This window comes from Nocardioides deserti (genome assembly GCF_014266025.1).
In the GTDB taxonomy this organism is placed as follows: domain Bacteria; phylum Actinomycetota; class Actinomycetes; order Propionibacteriales; family Nocardioidaceae; genus Nocardioides; species Nocardioides deserti.
Genome location: NZ_JACMYC010000014.1, coordinates 59657 through 78837, shown reverse-complemented (window position 1 = coordinate 78837; position 19181 = coordinate 59657). Strand labels below are relative to the sequence as shown.

At 73.0% G+C, this 19181-nt stretch carries 19 protein-coding genes; 5 read left to right on the top strand and 14 right to left on the bottom strand.

The window, feature by feature from the left end; translation table 11 throughout:
* The 10 genes from H7344_RS17045 to H7344_RS17000 form a co-directional block, all read right to left on the bottom strand.
* On the bottom strand, positions 1–530 hold a 530-nt coding region (locus H7344_RS17045), incomplete at its 3' end, for a hypothetical protein (protein WP_222130800.1).
* Positions 527–1216, bottom strand: coding sequence for an ABC transporter ATP-binding protein (locus tag H7344_RS17040; protein WP_186347195.1), 690 nt, complete (start codon positions 1214–1216; stop codon positions 527–529). The genes H7344_RS17045 and H7344_RS17040, both read right to left, overlap by 4 nt.
* On the bottom strand, positions 1213–1749 hold the full coding sequence (locus H7344_RS17035) for a PadR family transcriptional regulator (RefSeq protein WP_186347194.1): 537 nt from the start codon (positions 1747–1749) through the stop codon (positions 1213–1215). The genes H7344_RS17040 and H7344_RS17035 overlap by 4 nt, the downstream gene beginning before the upstream one ends.
* A gap of 86 nt (positions 1750–1835) precedes the next feature.
* The gene (gene rodA, locus H7344_RS17030) at positions 1836–3065 is read right to left on the bottom strand and encodes a rod shape-determining protein RodA (protein ID WP_229706877.1); all 1230 of its coding nucleotides are present in this window, start codon (positions 3063–3065) and stop codon (positions 1836–1838) included.
* Positions 3062–5236: a penicillin-binding protein 2 gene (mrdA, locus tag H7344_RS17025; RefSeq protein WP_186347193.1), complete on the bottom strand. Its 2175-nt coding sequence runs from the start codon at positions 5234–5236 to the stop codon at positions 3062–3064. The genes rodA and mrdA overlap by 4 nt, the downstream gene beginning before the upstream one ends.
* A 19-nt stretch (positions 5237–5255) precedes the next feature.
* A complete protein-coding gene (gene mreD, locus H7344_RS17020) occupies positions 5256–5768 on the bottom strand; it encodes a rod shape-determining protein MreD (protein ID WP_186347192.1) in 513 nt (170 codons plus the stop codon).
* Positions 5765–6757 carry a rod shape-determining protein MreC gene (gene mreC, locus H7344_RS17015; protein WP_186347191.1) on the bottom strand — a complete coding sequence of 331 codons (993 nt, stop codon included), beginning with the start codon at positions 6755–6757 and terminating at the stop codon, positions 5765–5767. The genes mreD and mreC overlap by 4 nt, the downstream gene beginning before the upstream one ends.
* Entirely contained in the window at positions 6757–7785 is a 1029-nt protein-coding gene (locus H7344_RS17010) for a rod shape-determining protein (protein WP_186347190.1), read from the bottom strand. The genes mreC and H7344_RS17010 overlap by 1 nt, the downstream gene beginning before the upstream one ends.
* A 252-nt stretch (positions 7786–8037) precedes the next feature.
* The gene (gene ndk, locus H7344_RS17005; protein ID WP_186347189.1) at positions 8038–8451 is read right to left on the bottom strand and encodes a nucleoside-diphosphate kinase; all 414 of its coding nucleotides are present in this window, start codon (positions 8449–8451) and stop codon (positions 8038–8040) included.
* Positions 8452–8461: 10 nt separating this feature from the next.
* Entirely contained in the window at positions 8462–9148 is a 687-nt protein-coding gene (locus H7344_RS17000) for a pyridoxamine 5'-phosphate oxidase family protein (RefSeq protein ID WP_186347188.1), read from the bottom strand.
* A 68-nt stretch (positions 9149–9216) separates the two neighbouring features.
* Between H7344_RS17000 and pdxR the strand changes: the two genes are divergently transcribed.
* Complete coding sequence (pdxR, locus tag H7344_RS16995; protein ID WP_186347187.1) at positions 9217–10566, top strand: MocR-like pyridoxine biosynthesis transcription factor PdxR; 1350 nt, start codon at positions 9217–9219, stop codon at positions 10564–10566.
* Positions 10567–10619: 53 nt separating this feature from the next.
* Here pdxR and H7344_RS16990 read toward each other — a convergent pair whose 3' ends face one another.
* Together H7344_RS16990 and folC are read right to left on the bottom strand one after the other, a co-directional pair.
* On the bottom strand, positions 10620–11018 hold the full coding sequence (locus H7344_RS16990) for a DUF4233 domain-containing protein (RefSeq protein WP_186347186.1): 399 nt from the start codon (positions 11016–11018) through the stop codon (positions 10620–10622).
* Positions 11015–12406 (bottom strand): bifunctional tetrahydrofolate synthase/dihydrofolate synthase, encoded by a 1392-nt coding sequence (gene folC, locus H7344_RS16985; RefSeq protein WP_186347185.1) that lies wholly within the window; start codon positions 12404–12406, stop codon positions 11015–11017. Before folC ends, H7344_RS16990 begins: the two co-directional genes overlap by 4 nt.
* A gap of 67 nt (positions 12407–12473) precedes the next feature.
* Between folC and H7344_RS16980 the strand changes: the two genes are divergently transcribed.
* Complete coding sequence (locus tag H7344_RS16980) at positions 12474–13583, top strand: NAD(P)-dependent alcohol dehydrogenase (protein ID WP_186347184.1); 1110 nt, start codon at positions 12474–12476, stop codon at positions 13581–13583.
* A gap of 29 nt (positions 13584–13612) precedes the next feature.
* Here H7344_RS16980 and ald read toward each other — a convergent pair whose 3' ends face one another.
* Together ald and H7344_RS16970 are read right to left on the bottom strand one after the other, a co-directional pair.
* The gene (gene ald, locus H7344_RS16975) at positions 13613–14728 is read right to left on the bottom strand and encodes an alanine dehydrogenase (RefSeq protein WP_186347183.1); all 1116 of its coding nucleotides are present in this window, start codon (positions 14726–14728) and stop codon (positions 13613–13615) included.
* Positions 14729–14768: 40 nt separating this feature from the next.
* A complete protein-coding gene (locus H7344_RS16970; RefSeq protein ID WP_186347182.1) occupies positions 14769–15932 on the bottom strand; it encodes an acyl-CoA dehydrogenase family protein in 1164 nt (387 codons plus the stop codon).
* Between the two features lie 84 nt (positions 15933–16016).
* Between H7344_RS16970 and H7344_RS16965 the strand changes: the two genes are divergently transcribed.
* The 3 genes from H7344_RS16965 to H7344_RS16955 all read left to right on the top strand — a co-directional run bounded on the left by H7344_RS16965 (position 16017) and on the right by H7344_RS16955 (position 19181).
* Positions 16017–16670: a class II aldolase/adducin family protein gene (locus tag H7344_RS16965; protein ID WP_186347181.1), complete on the top strand. Its 654-nt coding sequence runs from the start codon at positions 16017–16019 to the stop codon at positions 16668–16670.
* 7 nt (positions 16671–16677) lie between these two features.
* Positions 16678–17640 (top strand): carbohydrate kinase family protein, encoded by a 963-nt coding sequence (locus H7344_RS16960; RefSeq protein ID WP_186347180.1) that lies wholly within the window; start codon positions 16678–16680, stop codon positions 17638–17640.
* A 92-nt stretch (positions 17641–17732) separates the two neighbouring features.
* Entirely contained in the window at positions 17733–19181 is a 1449-nt protein-coding gene (locus H7344_RS16955; protein ID WP_186347179.1) for an NAD-dependent succinate-semialdehyde dehydrogenase, read from the top strand.

Sequence of the window (19181 nt, the reverse complement as noted above, 5' to 3'; positions counted from 1 at the left end):
GACCGCGCGCCGACCAGCGCGCCGTACGCCGCCACGGCGGCCGCGACCGGCCACGTCCACCAGCCCGGGCCGGCGTCGTCGGGGAGCAGCGCCCCGCTGCCGCCGACGGGCTCGAGGAGTGCGAGGCGGAGCAGCAGCCAGAGCGGTACGCCGAGCAGCCCGCCGACCAGCGCCGTCAGGCCGACCTCGGCCGCACCCCAGCGGCGCAGGTCGCCCGCGGTGGCGCCGGCGACTCGCAGCGCCTCCGCCCGGCGGATGCGCGCCGTCGACCCGAGCCGCACGGCCTGGTCGAGCAGCAGGAGCAGCGGCACGGTCATCAGCAACAGCGCCAGCACCACGCCGGGCCGCGTGCCCGGCTCGGCGACCACGCCGACCAGGCCGTCGGTCCCCTGCCGCAGGTAGGTCCGGGGCAGCCGCGCGATCGACGCCGCCACGAGCAGCAGCGACGTGACGGCGGCCGTCGCCCCGACGACCAGGCCGAGGCGACCCCGCCCGCCGGCCAGCAACAGGGTCAGCCAGAGCGGCCTCACCGCGGGACCCCGACCGCGTCGGTCCTGCCGTCACGCAGCTCGACCTCGCGGTGCGCCACCGCGGCGACCCGGTTGTCGTGGGTGACCAGGACCAGCGCGGCACCGTTCTCCCGCACCGCACCCACGAGCGCGGCGAGCGCCTGCTCCCCCGCCACGGTGTCGAGCGCGCCGGTCGGCTCGTCGGCGAGGACGATCGCGGGCTCGGTGACCAGCGCCCGCGCGATCGCGACGCGCTGCGCCTGACCGCCGGACATCTCCCCCGGCCGCGCCTGGGCCACGTCGGCGACGCCGAGGCGGTCGAGCCGCTCGAGGGCGACGGCCTGGGCCTCGGCGCGGCGACGCCTGTCCAGGAGCAGCGGCAGCGCGACGTTCTCCAGCGCGGTGAGCTCGGGCACCAGCTGGCCGAGCTGGAGGACCAGGCCGACCTCCTGGCGCCGCAGCCGGGTGCGGGCCGCGGCGGACAGGTCGGAGAGCCGGTGGTCGCGGTAGGTGACCGTGCCCGCGTCCGGCGCGATGACCCCGGCCAGGCAGTGCAGCAGCGTCGACTTGCCGCTCCCCGAGGGCCCCGTGACCGCGACGATCTCCCCCGGCGCCACGTCGAGGGACGCGCCGCGCAGGGCGGCGGTGCGTCCGAAGGACTTGTGCAGGTCGCGCCCGCTCACGAGAGGGGTGGCCGCGTCGGTCATGAGGGGCTCCTGGTGGTGGGGGCGGGCGCCTGCTCGACGCGCGCCCGGGCGTCGTCGAGCCAGCGCAGGTCGGCGTCGAGGTGGGCGATGGTGTGGTCCAGGGCGATCCGGGCTCCCACGTCGGAGGCCGCGTCACGCTCGCGGACCAGCGCCCGCAGCGCGTCCATGTGCACGGCGCGCTGCCGGCGCAGCACGTCGCCCGCGTCGACGCCTGCGTGCAGCGCGGTCACCGTCCGGCGGACCAGCTCGTGGGCGGCGTACGGCCCCGGCTGCTCGGTCTCGTGCAACCACGCCGTCAGCGCCTCGCGTCCGGCGGCGGTCAGGCGGTAGGTCGTGCGTTCGGGGCCGCTGCCCCGCTCGGTGCCGGTCGTCTCGACCAGGCCGTCGCGCTCCAGCCGGGCCAGCGTCGCGTACACCTGGCCGTAGGCCAGCGGCCGCGCCGACGGGAACCGCTCGTCGTGCCCGCGCTTGAGGTCGTAGCCGTGCGCCGGGCCGTCTACAAGGACGCCCATCAGGACCGTGGCCAGGGACATGGGTCCTGTCTACACCCGATGTATACACCGTGTGAACACCTGGGCGACGACGATCTGTTCAGCCGCCCGACCGCCCGAGGTCGGGGTCAGCGGCCGGGCAACCCCGCGAACCGGGTGGCGGCGGGGGCGGTGGCGCGCAGGTGGATGTTCTGCAGCAGGCCAACAGCGAGCATGCTCGCGAACATCGAGGAGCCGCCGTACGACACGAACGGCAGCGGCACGCCGGTGACCGGCATGATGCCCAGGCACATCCCGATGTTCTGGAAGGCCTGGAAGCCGAACCAGCAGGCGATGCCGGCGGCGGCGACCCGCCCGAAGACGTCGTCGGTGCGGGCGGCGATCACGAGCGCCCGCCACAGCACGACGACGAGCAGCCCGATGACCGCGCCGGCGCCGAGCAGGCCGAGCTCCTCGCCGGCGACGGTGAAGATGAAGTCGGTGTGCTGCTCGGGCACGAAACCCGAGCGGGTCTGCGACCCGTCGAAGAGGCCCTGGCCGAAGAGGCCGCCGTTGCCGACCGCGATGCGCGCCTGCTCGACGTTGTAGCCGGCGCCGCGCGGGTCGAGGTCGGGGTTGGTGAAGGCGAGGAACCGGTCGACCTGGTACTGCTTCAGCGCTCCCCCGGCCACCGCCGCGACCGCGGCAGTGACGCCGCCGCCGACCAGCAGCACCAGCCAGCGGCGCGGTGCGCCGGAGACGGCGAGCACCCCGAAGACGGTGGCGGAGAGGACGAGCATCGTGCCGAGGTCGGGCTGGAGCATGATCAACGCGGCCGGCACCGCGGCGATCGCCAGCATGCCGACGACCTCGCCGAGTCCGACGCGGGCGCGCCACCGGCCCTCGGCGCGCTCGGCGACGACGAGCGCCATGCCGATGACGACCGCGAGCTTGGCGAACTCCGAGGGTTGGATCGACATGCCCCCGAGGTCGATCCACGACCGCGAGCCGTTGATCGTGCTGCCCAGTGGGGACAGCACCAACCCGAGCCCGACCACCGAGCCGAGATAGACGAGCGGCGCGACGATCCGCAGCCACCGGTGGTCGGTCGCCATGACCAGCACCATCAGCACGACGCCGATGGCGACATTGGTGACCTGCTTGGAGAGGTACGCCGTGGAGTCGCCGCCGGTGAGCGTGTCGCGCGCCGACGTGGCGGACCAGACGAGCAGCGTGCCGACGACCACCAGTGCGGCGACGGCGCCGAGCAGCCACCAGTCGAGGCCGGGCGCGCGGACGCTGGTGCGCACCGCGGTGCGGGTGGCGCCGCGGCTCGCGGGCTGGACGGGGACGCGGGGGCTGAGCCGGGTGACGGTCACCGGTCGCCTTCCTTCTGGCCGGCCGTGGCGTCGGAGTCGCCGGCGTCGCGGCGGCCCGGCGGCAGGATCGACCCGTCGGCGGTGAACGTGGGCAGCTCGGCCGGCGGCTTGGAGCCGGGGATGAACGCCTTGCGCGGGTCGACGGTCGAGCCCTCGACGCCGTACAACGCCTCGTAGATGCGGCGGATCGAGTCGCCGTTGCGGCCCGAGCCGGTGCCGCCCTGGCTGACCATCATCACGACCACGTAGTCGTCGGTGTAGGAGGCGACCCACGAGGTCGACTGCTTGCCGTAGACCTCAGCGGAGCCGGTCTTGGCGCGGATCTGCACCTGGTCGAGGGGGAACCCGAGGAGCTTCCAGTTCATCGTGCCCTGGTCGTTCGCGGCGACGCCCTTGAGCGCGTTATCGACGTAGGAGAGCACGGACTTCGGGAGCCCGACCGTGCCGGCCTTCTTGGGCTTGATCTCCTTGATGGTCCGCCCGTTGGGGTCGACGATGGCCTTGCCGATCCGGGGCTCCCACAGGGTGCCGCCGTTGGCCAGCGCGCCGTAGGCCCGGGCCAGCTGGAGCGGGGTGACGATCGTGTCGCCCTGGCCGATGGCGAAGTTGACGGCGTCACCGGCGCGGTAGGCGAAGCCCTCGATGCAGAACTCGCGGGCGAACCTGTAGACGAAGTCGGAGGTCTTCGCGTCCTGCGGCTTGTCGGCGATGCCGCAGTAGTAGTCCTTCATCGAGTCGTAGTAGGCGCGCTTCCACGAGCGGTCCGCGATCCGCCCCGACGCCTCGCCGGGCAGGTCGATGCCGGTCTCGTCGCCGAAGCCGAAGACCTTGGCCTCCTCGACCAGCGGGTCCTTGGCGTCGACGTCGTCGACGTCGGAGCCGAAGCGCTGCCAGTAGTCGTAGCCGATCCGGTAGAAGAAGGTGTTGCAGGAGACCTCGAGCGCCTTGTCGAAGCCGATGTGGCCGTAGGCGCCGGACTCGTAGTTCTTGAACACCCGGTTGCCGACCTGGAAGCCCGAGGAGCACGCGAGGCGGGTGTCGGGCCCGTAGCCGTTGGTCATCGCGCCGGCGGTCATGAACGGCTTCCACGTCGACCCGGGCGCGAACTGACCCTGCGTCGCGCGGCCGAGCAGCGGGGTGCCGGCGGCCTCGGAGTAGAGCCGGGCGAGCTGCTTCTTGGTGATGCCGCCTACCCACACGCCGGGGTCGTACGTCGGCTGGCTGGCCATCGCGACGACGCGACCGGTCCCCGCCTCCATGACCACGACCGCGCCCGAGTCGGCCTCGTACTTCCGCCCGGTCACGGTGTCGGTCTCGGTGCGGGCCTGCGCGATCGCGCCGGCCAGCTCCTTCTCCACCAGCCCCTGCACGCGCGCGTCGATCGAGGTGACCAGCGTGGCGCCCGGCGTGGCCTCGACCTCGCCGTCGTCGCCGAGCACGCGGCCCATCGAGTCGACCGCGACGCTGCGGTAGCCGGGCATCCCGCGCAACCACGCGTCGTACTGCTTCTCCACGCCGGCGCGGCCGACCGAGGAGGCGCCGTTGACCGAGTCGTCCTCGTCCTCCTCGGCGGCGTCGAGCTCGTCCTCGGTGATCGGGCTGAGGTAGCCGAGCACGTGGGCGAGGTTCACGCCGTAGGGGCGCGGGTAGTTGCGGACGGTCTGCTGCTCGGCGAGCACGGCCGGGAAGTCCTCCGGCTGCTCGAGCACGCGCAGCGCGACCGACTGGTCGACGTCGGTGGCGACGGGGACCGGCTGGTAGGGCGAGCCGTTCCAGCAGGCGCCGACGACGCTGCCCTCCTCGCCGCAGGTCACCAGCCGCTTGCGGATCATCGCGGCGCGCACGCCGGTCACCTGCGCGACCCGCTCGACGAGCTTGTCCTGCTGCGGCTCGGTCATCTTCTCGAGCATGCTGCGGTCGATCGAGACCACCCACGCGGTGCGGTTGGTGACGAGCGGGCGGCCCATGTCGTCGACGATCAGGCCGCGCTGCGGCTGCACCACGATGTCGCGCACGGACTGGTTGGCCGCCTGCGCGGTGTACTGCTCGCCGCTGACCACCTGCAGGTAGTACAGCCGCACGAACAGCGTGGCGAACAGCGAGAACACCAGCGCCTGCACGACCACCAGGCGCAGCCGGCTGCGGCGGCTCGCCGCCTCGGCTGCGCTCATGACGGCTCCTGCCGGGCGCTCATGCCGTGGCCCGGGCGGGCTCGAGCCGGCGGAAGGTGCCCATCACGACCGGCAGCACGAACGGGGTGAGCAGCACGTCGAGGAAGACGCCGATCGCGATCACCTCGAGCACCTCGCCGATGCCGAGGGCCGGGTCCTGCAGGAGCACGCCGGTGAGCGCGAAGACGGAGGTGCCGACGAAGGAGCACGCCGCGACGGTCGCCACGACCGAGCCCGCAGTGGGCCGGACGTCCTGGCGCACCCGCCCGGCGACGTACCCCACGACGACGAGGGCGAGCGCCCAGCGCCCGGCGACGTGGTCGGCCGGCGGGGCGAGGTCGAGCAGCACGCCGGCGACGAAGCCGAGCACCATCGCCGGCTGCGCGCCGCGGACCAGGCCGGTGGCGACGACGACGAGGAGCACGAGGTTCGGCACGACGCCGGCCCACGAGGCGTGGGAGAAGACCGTCACCTGCAGCACGAGCGCCGTCACGACGGCGGCGAGCGCGACGGCGGCGCGTCCGGGGTTCACCGCACGCTCCCGTCGGCCTCGATGACGGCGCGGTCGCTGGCGGTGCCGGAGGGGACGACGACGCCGACGAGGTCGAGCGCGGCGAAGTCGACGTACGGCTCGACCACTGCACGCTGGGCGGTCTCGCGGAGGCTGGAGTAGACGGCGGTGACGCGGCCGATCGGGACGCCGGCGACGTACGGCGCGCCGCCCTCGCTGCCCCACGTGACGACCGCGTCGTCGCGCTTGGGCACCTCGGATGAGTCGATCAGCTCGAGGTCGAGGCGGCCGGTGGAGCCGAGCTGGCCGCGGCCCTCGACCGACCCGAGCTCCATCGAGGAGCCGACGCGGCCGCCGACGACGGAGTCCGCGTCGACGATGAGCAGCACGGTCGCGGTCGTGCGGGTGACGCGGACGACCCGGCCGACGAGGCCGTCGTTGTTGAGGACCGTCATGTCCGGGCGCAGGCCCGACTGCGAGCCGGCGTCGATGGTGACGGTGCTCGAGAACGACTGCGCCGGGCCCAGGCCGACCACCCGCGCCGGCACCAGGGAGTAGCCGAGGTCCTCGGCGGCGGCGGTGAGGCCGTCGTACTCCTTCAGGCGGTTGCGGTCGTAGTCGGCGGTGTTGACCTCGGTGCGCAGGCGGGCGTTCTCGGCCTCGAGGTCGCCGATCTCGCCGCGCAGGTCGGCGTGGGTGCGGAACCAGGAGGGCACCGCGACGAAGGGGCGTACGACGGCGGCGGCGCCGACCTCGACCGGGCCGAGGACCTCGCCCACCGCGCGGCGCACCGGCTCGACCGGGGAGGCGTCACCGGCGGTGGAGTCGAGGGTGATCAGGCTCAGGCAGGCCAGCACGAGCGCGACGACCAGCGAGCGGGACGGCCGGCCGCGCTCCTCGAGCCGCTCGGTGACCCGCCAGCGGCGCTCGCGCTTCTGCGGGCCGCGGGGCGGCTGCTGTCCCTGGCCGCTGCGCTGCCGGGTCGGTCGCTCGAAGAGATCGACCGCCATCAGAACCGCCTCGGCTCGGTGACCAGCACCTGCTGGAGCGCCTCGAACTCCTCCACGCACTTGCCGGCGCCGAGCGCGACGGAGCTGAGCGGGTCCTCGGCGACGTGGACGGGCATGCCGGTCTCGTGCCGGATGCGCTCGTCGAGGCCGCGCAGCAGCGCTCCCCCGCCGGTGAGCACGATGCCGCGGTCCATGATGTCGCCGGCGAGCTCCGGCGGGGTCTGGTCGAGGGTCGCGCGGACCGCGTCGACGATGGCGTGCAGCGGCTCCTCGATCGCCTGGCGGATCTCCGAGCTCGAGACCACGACGGTGCGCGGCAGGCCGGAGACCATGTCGCGGCCGCGGATCTCGGCCTCGGGCTCCTGGGCCATCGGGAACGCCGAGCCGAGGGTCGTCTTGACCTCCTCGGCGGTGCGCTCGCCGAGCATGAGCGAGTACTCCTTCTTCATCCACGCCACGATCGCGGCGTCGAGGTCGTCGCCGGCGGTGCGGATGCTCAGGCTGGTGACGATGCCGCCGAGGGAGATGACCGCGACCTCGGTGGTGCCGCCGCCGACGTCGACGACCATGTTGCCGGTCGCCTGGTGCACCGGCAGGCCCGCGCCGATCGCGGCCGCCATCGGCTCCTCGACGATGTAGACCCGCCGCGCGCCGGCCTGGTAGCCGGCCTCCTTGACCGCCCGCTGCTCCACCGCGGTGATCCCGCTGGGCACGCAGATGACCATGCGCGGCTTGGCGAAGTAGCGCCGCTTGTGGACCTGCTGGATGAAGAACCGCAGCATCTGCTCGGTCGCCTCGAAGTCGGCGATCACGCCGTCCTTCAGCGGCCGGATCGCGGTGATGCCGTCCGGCGTGCGCCCGATCATCCGCTTGCCCTCGTGGCCGACCGCCAGCACCTCGCCGGTCGCGACGTTCATCGCCACCACGCTCGGCTCGTCGAGCAGCACGCCCTTGCCGCGGACGTAGACCAGCGTGTTGGCGGTGCCGAGGTCCACGGCCATGTCGCGGCCGATGAAGCTGTTCGCCATGCCGAGTGCCTCGCAGGTCCGTCGCGTCCGGGGAAGTCGCGGGCGCACCACGCGCCGGCGCCCACCGGGAGCGTAAGGACCGGACGCCGTCTCCGCCGGGAGCCACGCCGGGATTCCCGGCGTGTCTGCTGCGGCGCGTGTGACGGATGTGGCGAGCGGCGGCGCACTGTACGGCCGTTGTTGCCACTTCTCGGCCATTGCGATGGCCGCAAAGCGTCAGCATCCCAAGTGAACTTGGGATGCTGACACCCCCTACAGCGCCAGCTGCGGGAACCACATCGCGATCTCGCGGGCGGCGGAGTCGGGCGAGTCGGAACCGTGGACGAGGTTCTCGCGGTTGGAGAGCGACAGGTCGCCGCGGATGGTGCCGGGAGCGGCCTTGCGGCCGTCGGTGGCGCCGTTGAGGGCGCGGACGACCTCGATCGCCTCGTCACCCTCGAGGACCAGCGCGACGAGCGGGCCGCTGGTGACGAAGTCGCGCAGCGGCGGGTAGAAGTCGCGCTCGACGTGCTCGGCGTAGTGCTCGTCGGCCTTGCCGGCGTCGATGTGGCGCAGCTCCATCGCGACGATGGACAGCCCCTTGGCCTCGAAGCGGGAGAGCACCTCGCCGACCAGGCCGCGGCGGACGGTGTCGGGCTTGAGAAGGACCAGGGTGCGCTGCGTCATGGCCCGGACCCTACCGAGCGGCCAGCGCCGCGGCACGCGCGGCCACGTCGGCCGGCACCGGCCCGGTCGCCTCGGGCGCCGGCACCACGGGGTCCGCGACGCGCCGCAGCGGGACGTGCCCGGCCCAGGTGCCGGCGGCGACGTCCTCGGGCTCGTCGCCGGGGCCGCCGGCGCGGGCCTTCATCGACGCCTCGTGGAGCGGTACGGCGAGCACGGCGGTCGCCGCGAGCTCCTTGCGGGTGCTGGTGCGCAGGGTCGCGGCCCTGCCGGGGACCATCTGGTCCACGACCAGGTCCAGCGCCCGGGCCCGCTCGGCCTCGTCCTCGACCAGGCGGGCGCGGCCGATCACGACCGCGGAGCGGTAGTTCATCGAGTGGTTGAACGCCGAGCGGGCCGCGACGAGCCCGTCGAGCTCGGTGACGGTCACGCAGACGGTCGACCCGACGGCGTGCCGCAGCCACACCGACGCGACCGAGCCGTGCACGTAGAGCGAGCCGCCCTCGTCGGGACCGGCGAGGTCCACGGCGTACGCACAGGGCAGCACCACCGGGTGGTCGCCCACCACGACGCCGACGTGCGCGACGAGCGCCTCGGCCAGGAAGCCGTGCAGCTGCTCGCGGTCGTCGACCACGCGGTGCTTGCCGCGCTGGACGGTCGTGCGGTCGGTCGGCGAGAGCGGGGCGGCGTTCGTGGTCACGGCCCCAGCATGACCGACGAGTGGCCTAGTCTCAGCAGCCACTTAGCCACCAAAGAGGCAGGCCACTCGTGCAGACACTCGCCGTCGTCCTCGACCGCTCCGACCGACGGGCGCTCGGCGCGCAGCTCGCCGACGAGATACGCCGCCAGGTCGGCGACGGCCGGCTCCCGGTCGGGAGCCGCCTGCCCAGCTCCCGCGCGCTGGCCGGTGAGCTCGGCGTCGCCCGCGCCGTCGCCGAGCGCGCCTACGCACAGCTGGTCGCCGAGGGGTGGCTCGAGGGCCGCCACGGGTCCGGGACGTTCGTCGCCGGCGGCACCGGGCTGGCGCCTCGTCCGCGCCGCCGCGCCTCTCCCGCGTCCGCGGCTCCGGCACTCGTGCGCCTGGACACCGGCACGCCCTGGATCGATCCGCGGTACGCCGACGCGTGGCGCCGCGCGTGGCGCGACGTCGGCGCGGCACGCCCGCCGGAGGGGTACGACGACCCGCGAGGCCTGCCTGCCTTGCGAGCCGAGCTGGCGGCCAGGCTCGCGCGCGCCCGCGGCCTCGACGTCGAGGCCGACGACGTGCGGGTGACCGCCGGCACCGGCGACGGGCTCCGTCACGTCCTGACCGCCCTGCCGCCCGGGCCGGTCGGCCTGGAGGACCCCGGCTACCGGTCGGCGGCCGCGGTCGCCGGACTGGCCGGCCGCACCGTGGTGGACCTGCCGGCCGACGACCCCGCCGGCTGGGACCTGCGCGGGCTCGCGGCGGCGTACGTCACGCCGGCCCACCAGCACCCGCTCGGGCACACGATGCCGGGCCACGCCCGGGTGTCGCTCCTGTCGGCGGCCCGGGCCGCCGGGACGCTCGTGGTCGAGGACGACTACGACTCGGAGTTCCGCTACGACGTCGCGCCGGTTCCCGCGCTGGCCAGCCTCGACCGCGAGCACGTGGCATACCTCGGCACGGCCAGCAAGACCGTCGCCCCGAGCATGCGCCTGGGCTGGCTGGTCGCGCCGCCGGCGATGCTCGACCGGGTGGACGGGACGCGGGAGATCACTCACGACGCCGCCGCGTGGCCGGTGCAGCGGGCCTTCCTCTCCCTCCTGCGCGAGGGCTACGTCGACCGCGTGGTCCGGTCGGCCCGGCGCCGGTACGCCCAGCGCGCCGAGCGGGTCGCCGCGGCGCTCGGGCCGCACGGCGAGCTGGCAGGGCCGATCGCCGGGATGTACGCCACCGTCCGGCTCGACGAGGCGCGAGCCCTGCGCGCACACGAGGCTGCGCGCGCGGCGGGGTTCGACGTCCCGCTGCTGGCCGGGCAGTGCCGCAGCGCCGCGCTGCACGGGCTGGTCGTCGGCTTCGGCGGGTGCACGGACCAGCAGCTCGACTCCGCACTGCGCGCCCTGACCGCCGCGCTCGCCCGGCCCGACCGGACGTGACCTGGCCGGTCCGAACCGTGCGGTCCGAACCGTGCGGTCCGACGCACCCCGGCTCAGGCCTCGGGGGCCGTCCCGGGTGTGGGCTGGTCGGCGGCGAACGCGGCGTACGCCTCCGCGCGCTCGCGCTCGATCTTGCGGCCGAGGAAGTCGGCGGTGCCCCACAGCAGCGCGAAGATGCCGCCGAGGACGAACATGATCGGCACGACGAAGCCGAGCCCGACCGCCGCGACCTGCACGAGCCAGCCGGCGGTGTAGGCCCACGGCTTGCGCAGCATGCCGGCGAGCAGCAGGCACACGACCGTCAGCCCGAGCCCGATCGCGAGCGCGAGGCCGGTGTCGACGTCGGCGATGGTGATCATCACCGGCGTGGTCAGGCCGAGCGCGATCGCCTCGAGGCACAGGATCGCCGCGCACATGCCGCGGCGCGGGGAGCGCTGCTCGGGGTTGCTCATCGGGGTCCTCCCAGCAGGGTGCGGGCCTCGCCGACGGTGACGACCGAGCCGGTGACGAGCACGGCGCCGGACCCGAGCGGGCTGCCGAGCGCCTCGCCGGCCTCGGCCAGCGCAGCGGCGGCGTCGATGGCGTCGGCGAGCCGCGGCGCGACGGTGACCCGGTCCTCGCCGTAGATGCCGCGGGCGACCTCGGCGAGCTCCTCGGCGGGCATCGCGCGCGAGGTGCTGTTCTGGGTGACGACCAGGTGGGCGAGGGCCGGCTCGAGGGCCGCCAGCAGCCCCTCGGCGTCCTTGTCGCCCATCACGCCGACGACGCCGATCAGCGGGGAGAAGGTGAAGGAGTCCTCGAGCGCGGCGGCGGTCGCCTCGGCGCCGGCGGGGTTGTGCGCGGCGTCGAGCACGATGCTCGGCGAGCGGCGCACCACCTCGAGGCGGCCCGGCGAGGTCGCCTCGGCGAACGCCCCGCGGACCAGCTCCTCGTCGAGCGGCTCGCCGGCGTCGCCGCCGGAGAGGAACGCCTCGACGGTCGCGAGCGCCACCGCGGCGTTCTGCGCCTGGTGAGCGCCGTGCAGGGGCAGGAAGACGTCGTCGTACCGACCGCGCAGGCCCTGCAGCGACAGCAGCTGGCCGCCGACGCCGGGCACCCGCGAGATCACTCCGAAGTCCAGCCCCTCGCGCACCACCGTCGCGCCCACCTCGGCGGCCCGCTCGAGCAGCACGACGGCGGCCTCCTGGGGCTGCTGCGCCAGCACGACCTGGGCGCCGGGCTTGATGATGCCGGCCTTCTCCTGGGCGATCGCGGCGACCGACTCCCCGAGGTAGCGGGCGTGGTCGACGGCGATCGGCGTGACCACCGCGACGGCCCCGTCCGCGACGTTGGTGGCGTCCCACGAGCCGCCCATGCCGACCTCCACGATCGCGACCTCGACCGGGGCGTCGGCGAATGCGGCGTACGCCATGCCCACCACGGTCTCGAAGAACGACAGCGGGTGCGGCTGGTCCTCGTCGACGAGGTGCGTGTACGCCGCCACGTCGTTGAAGGCGCGCACGAACGCCTCGTCGTCGAGCGGCTCGCCGTCGATGCTGATCCGCTCGTTCATCCGCTCCACGTGCGGGCTCGTGAAGCGACCGGTGCGCAGCTCGAGGGCGGTCAGCAGCGCGTCGACCATCCGGGAGGTGGACGTCTTGCCGTTGGTGCCGGTCAGGTGGATGACCGGGTAGGACCGCTGCGGGTCACCGAGCACCTCGGTGAAGGCGCGGATCCGGTCCAGCGACGGCTCCAGCCGGGTCTCGGGCCACCGGGACAGAAGGGCGTCCTCGACCTCGGCGAAGGTCTCGGCGAGGCGGGGGGCGTCGGGCGCGGCCGGGCGTGCAGTGGGGTCGGTCATCGTGCTCCCGAGTGTAGGGAGCGGAGAACGGATGACAGGAGTTGGAACACGTTCTAGGTTGACCGCCATGCGAACCACCGCCGCCGTCGTGAACGGCCCTGGTCAGGACTTCGTGCTCGAGGACGTCGAGCTCGAGGGCCCGCGCGCCGACGAGGTGCTGGTGCGGATCGTCGCCACCGGCCTGTGCCACACCGACGTGACGATGGCGTCGATGCTGCCCGCCGAGATGTACCCCAACGTCTTCGGCCACGAGGGCGCCGGCGTCGTCGAGGCGGTCGGGCCCGACGTGACCGGCATCGAGGTCGGCGACCACGTGGTGCTGAGCTTCCGCTCGTGCCGGCGGTGCGACCGGTGCCGCGCCGGCGAGGTCGGCTACTGCGACTCCTCGCTGCTGCTCAACTACATGGGCATGCGCATGGACGGCTCGACCGCCTACTCCCGCGAGTCGGGGCCGGTCTTCTCCAACTTCTTCGGCCAGTCCTCGTTCTCCCGGCACGCGATCGCGTACGCCGACAACTGCGTCGTCGTCGACCAGGAGCTCGACCTGACGCGGGTCGCACCGTACGGCTGCGGCTTCCAGACCGGCGCCGGCACCGTGCTCAACGTGCTGCAGCCCGGCCCGGGCGACAGCCTGGTCGTCTGGGGCGTCGGGGCGGTCGGCCTGGCCGCGATCGCCGCGGCGGCCACGACCGGCACCGGGACCGTCGTCGCTGTCGACCTGATGGACAGTCGGCTCGAGCAGGCCGCTGCCCTCGGCGCTGTCGTCGTCAACCCGTCCGCGCTCGCGGCCGAGGAGGGCGCGCCGTCCGTCGTGGACCGGGTCAAGGAGCTGACCGGCGGCGGGGCGACGTACGCCATCGACACGACCGCGGTCCCGGCCGTCGTCAAGCAGGCCCAGCAGGCGCTCGGCATCCGCGGCGTGCTCGTCGTGCTGGGCCTCGGCGCCGAGGAGTACCAGCTCGACGCCATCGACATGCTCCAGAACGGCAAGGTCGTCAAGGGCTCTATCGAGGGCGACTCCGACCCGCAGGAGATGGTACCGCGGCTCATCGCGATGAACGCGGCCGGGGAGCTCCCGGTCGACGACTGGATCCGCACCTACCCCTTCGAGGAGATCGGCACGGCCGTCGCCGACCTGCACGACGGCAAGGTCGTCAAGGCCGTCCTGGTCTGGTGAGCCCGGCCCGGCCGGCGTCGGGCACCGGGTCAGGCCAGCACAACCTCGAGGTCGGTCGCCTCGATGCCCGTGGCTTCGCCGACGGGGGCGTTGGTGAGACTGCCGGCATGGGCGTTGAGGCCCATGGCCAAGCTGACGTCGGCACGACAGGCGTCGGCCCAACCGCGGTCCGCCAACCTCACCGCGTAAGGCAGCGTGGCGTTCGTCAGCGCGTACGTTGAGGTGTTAGGCACCGCGCCGGGCATGTTCGCGACGCAATAGAACGTCGAGCCGTGGACCTGGTACGTCGGGTCAGCATGCGTCGTGGCACGAGTGTCTTCGAAGCATCCGCCCTGGTCGACTGCGATGTCGACCAGCACCGAGCCCGGCTTCATCCGCGAGACGAGGTCGTTGGAGACCAGCTTGGGAGCGGCGGCACCGGGGATCAGCACCGCACCGATCACCATGTCGGCCTCCATCACCTGCTGCTCGACCGCGAGCCTCGAGGAAGCCAGGCCGTGCACGCGGTTGTCGTAGCGCCAGAATGACATCCGCAGCTTGTCCAGGTCCGTGTCCAGCAAGGTGACGTCGGCCCCCATCCCGAGCGCGATGTTGGCCGCGTTCTGGCCCGAGACACCGGCGCCGATAATCACGACCTTGGCGTTCGCGACGCCGCCGACGCCGCCCATCAGCACACCCCGACCGCCTTCAGCCCTGAGCAGGCTGTGCGCACCCACCTGAGGTGCTAAGCAGCCCGCGACCTCCGACATCGGATAAAGAAGCGGCAACCCGCCCGAGGGCAGCTGGACCGTCTCATAGGCGATCGCGGTGACCTTGCGGGACAGCAGCTCCTCCGTCAACGGCTTGTCGGCCGCCAGGTGGAGGTAGGTAAACAGCGTCAAGCCTTCACGAAGCCGGTGATACTCCTCCGCGACCGGCTCCTTGACCTTGAGCACCATGTCGACCGAGCCCCACACATCGTCGGCCGAGCCGAGCATAGTCGCGCCCGCGGCGGCGTACTCGTCGTCGCCGATCGACGATCCGACTCCTGCGCCGGCCTCGACCACGACCTGGTGGCCGTGCGCGACCAGCTCGTGGACACCGACTGGGGTGATGGCGACTCGGTACTCGTGGTTCTTGACTTCCTTGGGAACGCCGACCTTCACGTGCTTCTCCTTCGAGCCGAGGATGGATGAGGAGGACTGCTCAGATGAACGCCGAGATCCCCGTGAGCGCGCGACCGATGGTCAGGGTGTGGATCTCCGCGGTTCCCTCGTAGGTCAGGACCGACTCGAGGTTGTTGGCGTGCCGCATGATCGGGTACTCGCCGGACACGCCGTTGGCGCCGAGCACCGTGCGCGCCGTCCGCGCGATCTCGATCGCGACCCGGGTGTTGTTGAGCTTGCCGGCGCTCACCTGGGCGTGGCTCAGACGGCCGGCTTCCTTGAGGCGGCCGAGGTGCACCGCGAGCAGCAAGGCCTTGCCGTGCTCGAGGCTCATGTCGGCGAGCTTCTGCTGCGTGAGCTGGAAGCCGGCGATCGGCCGGTCGAACTGGATCCGGCTCTGGGCGTACTCCAGCGCCGTCTCGACGCACGAACGCGCCGCGCCGGTCGCGCCGAAGAGGATGCCGAACCGGGCCTCGTTGAGCGCGCCGAGCGGCCCCCGGAGCCCCTGGGCGCCCGGCAGCACGGCGTCGTGCGGGAGACGGACGTCGTCGAGGCTGAGCTCGCTGGTCACAGAGGCCCGCATCGACATCTTCTGCTTGATGTCGGTGGCCGCGAAGCCGGGAGTGTCCGTGGGTACCACGAAGCCACGCACGCCCTCGTCGGTCTGCGCCCAGACCACGACGACATCGGCCACGCTGCCGTTCGTGATCCACATCTTCGAGCCTGAGAGGATCCAGTCGCCGCCATCGTTCCGCGCGCGGGTGCGCATTCCCTTGGGGTTGGACCCGTGGTCGGGCTCGGTGAGGCCGAACGCACCCACGTACGTGCCGGCGGCCATGCCTGGCAGCCACTGCTCCTTCTGCGCCTCGGAGCCGTAGGCATGGATCGAGTACATCGCCAGCGAACCCTGGACGGAGAACAGTGACCGCAGTCCGCTGTCCACGGCCTCCAGTTCCGTGCTCGCCAGTCCGTAGGCCATGGACGAGACGCCGGCGCAGCCGTATCCCTCGAGGTGCATGCCGAGCAGACCCGCCTGCCCCATCTCGCGAGCGATGTCGCGGGCGGGCAGCGTGCCGGCCTCGAACCACTCGGCCACGTGCGGCGCAAGGCGTTCCTGGGCGAACCGGCGCGCGGTGTCCCGGATCGCACGCTCCTCGTCGTCGAGCAGGTGATCCACATCGAGCAGGTCGTGCTGGGCGTCCACAACGTCTCCCTTGAAGAACCTCGGCTAAGTAAGGTTTAATATACTTAATGATCGACGTCACGTCGACCCTCGGAGGGAGCAGTGATGCACGACACCGCCGCCAACCTGGACACCGCCCGACGGGAGATCGTCGAGGTCTGCCGCCGAATGCTGCACAGCGGCCTGGTCACCGGCACGTCGGGCAACGTCAGTGTCCGCATCGCCGACCGGGTGCTCATCACGCCGTCGGGCCTCGACTACGACGACATGGCACCGGACGACCTGGCGGTGCTCGACCTCCACGACGGCTCCGTCGTCGAGGCGACCTCTCCCCCGTCGTCGGAGGCGCCCCTCCACCTCGCCGTCTACCGGTCCGGCGAGGCCACAGCCGTCGTGCACACGCACTCGCCGTGGGCCACCGCGCTCGGGCTGGTCCGCGACACGCTGCCCAGGGTCCACTACGCGATCCGAGCGCTCGGGGGTCCGGTCCGTGTCGCGCCGTACGCAACCTTCGGCAGCGCCGAGCTGGCTGAGCACGTGGCACGCGCCCTGCAGGACCGCCGTGGCGCCCTGATGCGCAACCACGGAGCGGTCACGATCGGGACGACCCTCGCGGAGGCCGCAGCCAACGCCGAGAAGCTCGAGTGGCTCTGCCAGCTCTACTGCCGCGCCGCTCGCCTGGGCGAGCCGGCCGAGCTCACGGAAGCCCAGCTCGATGACGTGACGAGAAGCGCCGAGACCACCGGCTACCGACTGTGAGGCTCCGATGAACGACGACCACCGCACGCACCCACGGATCGCGACGGTCGGGGTCCACATCCTCGATACCCTCGGCGCGCCCGTCGACCATCTGCCGTCCGGACAGAGCAGCTTGCGCCTGCGCGAGATCCGGGTCGCTCCCGCCGGCACGGCCGCAGGAGTGGCCGTCGACCTAGCGATGCTGGGTGCCGACGTGGCCACCTTCGGCGCCGTGGGCAAGGACGAGATCGGCGCCTTCCTGCTCGGCAGCCTGGCCAACCACGGCATCGACACCTCGGGGGTCGTTCGCATTCCGGACGTCCAGACGTCGGCCTCGATCCTGCTGGTGCGGCCCAACGGCGACAGACCGGCGCTGCATGTCCGCGGCGCCAACGCCGTCGTGAGCTGGGACGACCTCGGTCCGCCCGACCTGAGCGGGTTCGCCGGCGTCCACGTCGGCGGTCTCGACGCGATGGCTGGCCTTGACCGGACCGGGTCGCTGGCGCTGATGGCCGCCGCCCGGGCCGCCGGCGCGACGGTCTCCCTCGACTTCCAGTCCTCGGCGCAGTGGCTCGAGGCCCCCCTGCTCGAGTTGCTGCCGGGAGCCGACTACTTCATGCCCAACCTCGAGCAGGCGATCGGGCTCGTCGGCCCCGGCACCCCGGAGGAGGTCTCCGAACGGCTGCTCGACCACGGGCCACGCGCCGTCGTGGTCACCTGCGGGGAGCTAGGCGCGGTCTACCGGGACGCCGAGCGGGTCGTCCACCAGCCGGCGTACGCCGTCGACGTCGTCGACACGACCGGGTGCGGTGACTCCTTCTGCGCCACGTTCCTACTCGCCACCGTGCGTGGCCTGGCGACGGAGGAGTCGCTGCGCCTGGCGTCTGGCGCCGCCGCGCTGGTCGCCTCGGGGCTGGGGTCCGACGGTCACCTCTCGACCTGGGACCGGCTCGAGGAGTTCGTGCGGACCGCCCCGCTGCTGACGAGCTGAGCCGCCGTCCGGCCACCGCCCGACCCGCATCCCGTGCCGACCCGCATCCCGTACCGACCCGCATCCCGACCCGAAGGCAGGCGCACAGCCCCATGACGCTGCACGTGCACTCCATGCTCATCGACGGCAACGAGGTCGCCGCCTCCGACGGCGCCGTGGTCGAGGTCGATGACCCCTCGACCGGGCAGGTCATCGCCACCACGCCCCGGGCCACACCCGCCGACCTGGAGCGCGCGCTCGCCGCCTCGGCCCGCGGTTGGGAGACCTGGCGGGAGACCACGGCGTGGGAGCGCAGCGCGGTGCTGCGTCGCGCCGCGGTGCTGCTCGACGAGCGCACCGAGGAGATCGCGGTGGTGCTCACCCGTGAGCAGGGCAAGCCCCTCGCCGAGGCCCGGGCCGAGCTCCAGAGCACGGTCGAGCAGCTCGACTGGTTCGCTGACGAGGCACGCCGGGTCTACGGCCGCACCGTCGCCTCGCGCCATCCCGACCAGCGCATGCAGGTGCTCCGCCAGCCGATCGGTCCGGTCGCCGCCTTCACGCCATGGAACTTCCCCGTCCTGCTCGCCTCCCGCAAGGTGGCCCCCGCCCTGGCGGCGGGCTGCTCGGTGATCCTGAAGCCTGCCGAGGAGGCCCCCGGCGCGGCACTCGCGATGGCGACCGCGCTGACCGAAGCCGGGCTCCCGCCAGGTGTGCTCAACGTGGTGACCGGCGACCCCGCGCAGATCAGCGAGCGCCTCATCGCATCCCCCGTCATCCGCAAGGTGAGCCTCACCGGCTCGGTCCCCGTCGGCAAGCACGTGCTGCAGCTCGCCGCGCAGGGCGTCAAGAACGTCTCGATGGAGCTGGGCGGGCACGCGCCCGTGCTGGTCTTCGGCGACGCCGACCCGGAGCTCGCGGGGCGCATGTGCGCCGCGGGCAAGTTCCGCAACGCCGGCCAGGTCTGCATCGCGGCCACCCGGTTCTACGTGCAAGAAGCGATCGAGGAGGCCTTCGTGGCCTCCTTCACCGCCGCCACCCGGGCCCTCTCGGTCGGGTCGGGGCTGGTCGACGGCACGGACGTCGGTCCTCTCGCCAGCTCGCGCGGCCTGGCCCGGACGGTCGAGCTGGTCGAGGACGCCGTCACCCAGGGCGCGACCGTGCAGACCGGTGGTCACAGGCTGGACGACGGCCCCGGCTACTTCTACGCGCCCACCGTGCTCAGCGGCGTGCCCGAGACGGCGACGATCATGCAGACCGAGCCCTTCGGTCCGCTGGCCCCGATCGCGACGTTCTCGACCTTCGAGGACGCCCTCCGCCGCGCCAACGGCACGCCCTACGGCCTCGCGGGCTACGTCTTCTCCGAGGACCTCACGACGGCCACCCGCGCCGCGGAGCAGCTCGAGGTCGGCATCGTCGGGGTCAACTCGGTCGCGGTGAGCGGCGCCCAGGTCCCGTTCGGCGGGATCAAGGAGTCCGGCATCGGTGCGGAGAACGGCACCGAGGGACTCGATGCGTACCTCTACTCCAAGTCCGTCGTGACCGGCCTGCGCCGGCTCCGCTGA

Coding starts and splice junctions, on each gene's coding strand:
- folC (WP_186347185.1), bottom strand. CDS start 12,406: ATGACCGACCCCACTGCACGCCCGGCCGCGCCCGACGCCCCCCGCCTC.
- ndk (WP_186347189.1), bottom strand. CDS start 8,451: ATGACGCAGCGCACCCTGGTCCTTCTCAAGCCCGACACCGTCCGCCGC.
- H7344_RS17010 (WP_186347190.1), bottom strand. CDS start 7,785: ATGGCGAACAGCTTCATCGGCCGCGACATGGCCGTGGACCTCGGCACC.
- H7344_RS17040 (WP_186347195.1), bottom strand. CDS start 1,216: ATGACCGACGCGGCCACCCCTCTCGTGAGCGGGCGCGACCTGCACAAG.
- mrdA (WP_186347193.1), bottom strand. CDS start 5,236: ATGAGCGCAGCCGAGGCGGCGAGCCGCCGCAGCCGGCTGCGCCTGGTG.
- H7344_RS17035 (WP_186347194.1), bottom strand. CDS start 1,749: ATGTCCCTGGCCACGGTCCTGATGGGCGTCCTTGTAGACGGCCCGGCG.
- mreC (WP_186347191.1), bottom strand. CDS start 6,757: ATGGCGGTCGATCTCTTCGAGCGACCGACCCGGCAGCGCAGCGGCCAG.
- H7344_RS16965 (WP_186347181.1), top strand. CDS start 16,017: ATGCACGACACCGCCGCCAACCTGGACACCGCCCGACGGGAGATCGTC.
- H7344_RS16990 (WP_186347186.1), bottom strand. CDS start 11,018: ATGAGCAACCCCGAGCAGCGCTCCCCGCGCCGCGGCATGTGCGCGGCG.
- H7344_RS16955 (WP_186347179.1), top strand. CDS start 17,733: ATGACGCTGCACGTGCACTCCATGCTCATCGACGGCAACGAGGTCGCC.
- H7344_RS16960 (WP_186347180.1), top strand. CDS start 16,678: ATGAACGACGACCACCGCACGCACCCACGGATCGCGACGGTCGGGGTC.
- H7344_RS16980 (WP_186347184.1), top strand. CDS start 12,474: ATGCGAACCACCGCCGCCGTCGTGAACGGCCCTGGTCAGGACTTCGTG.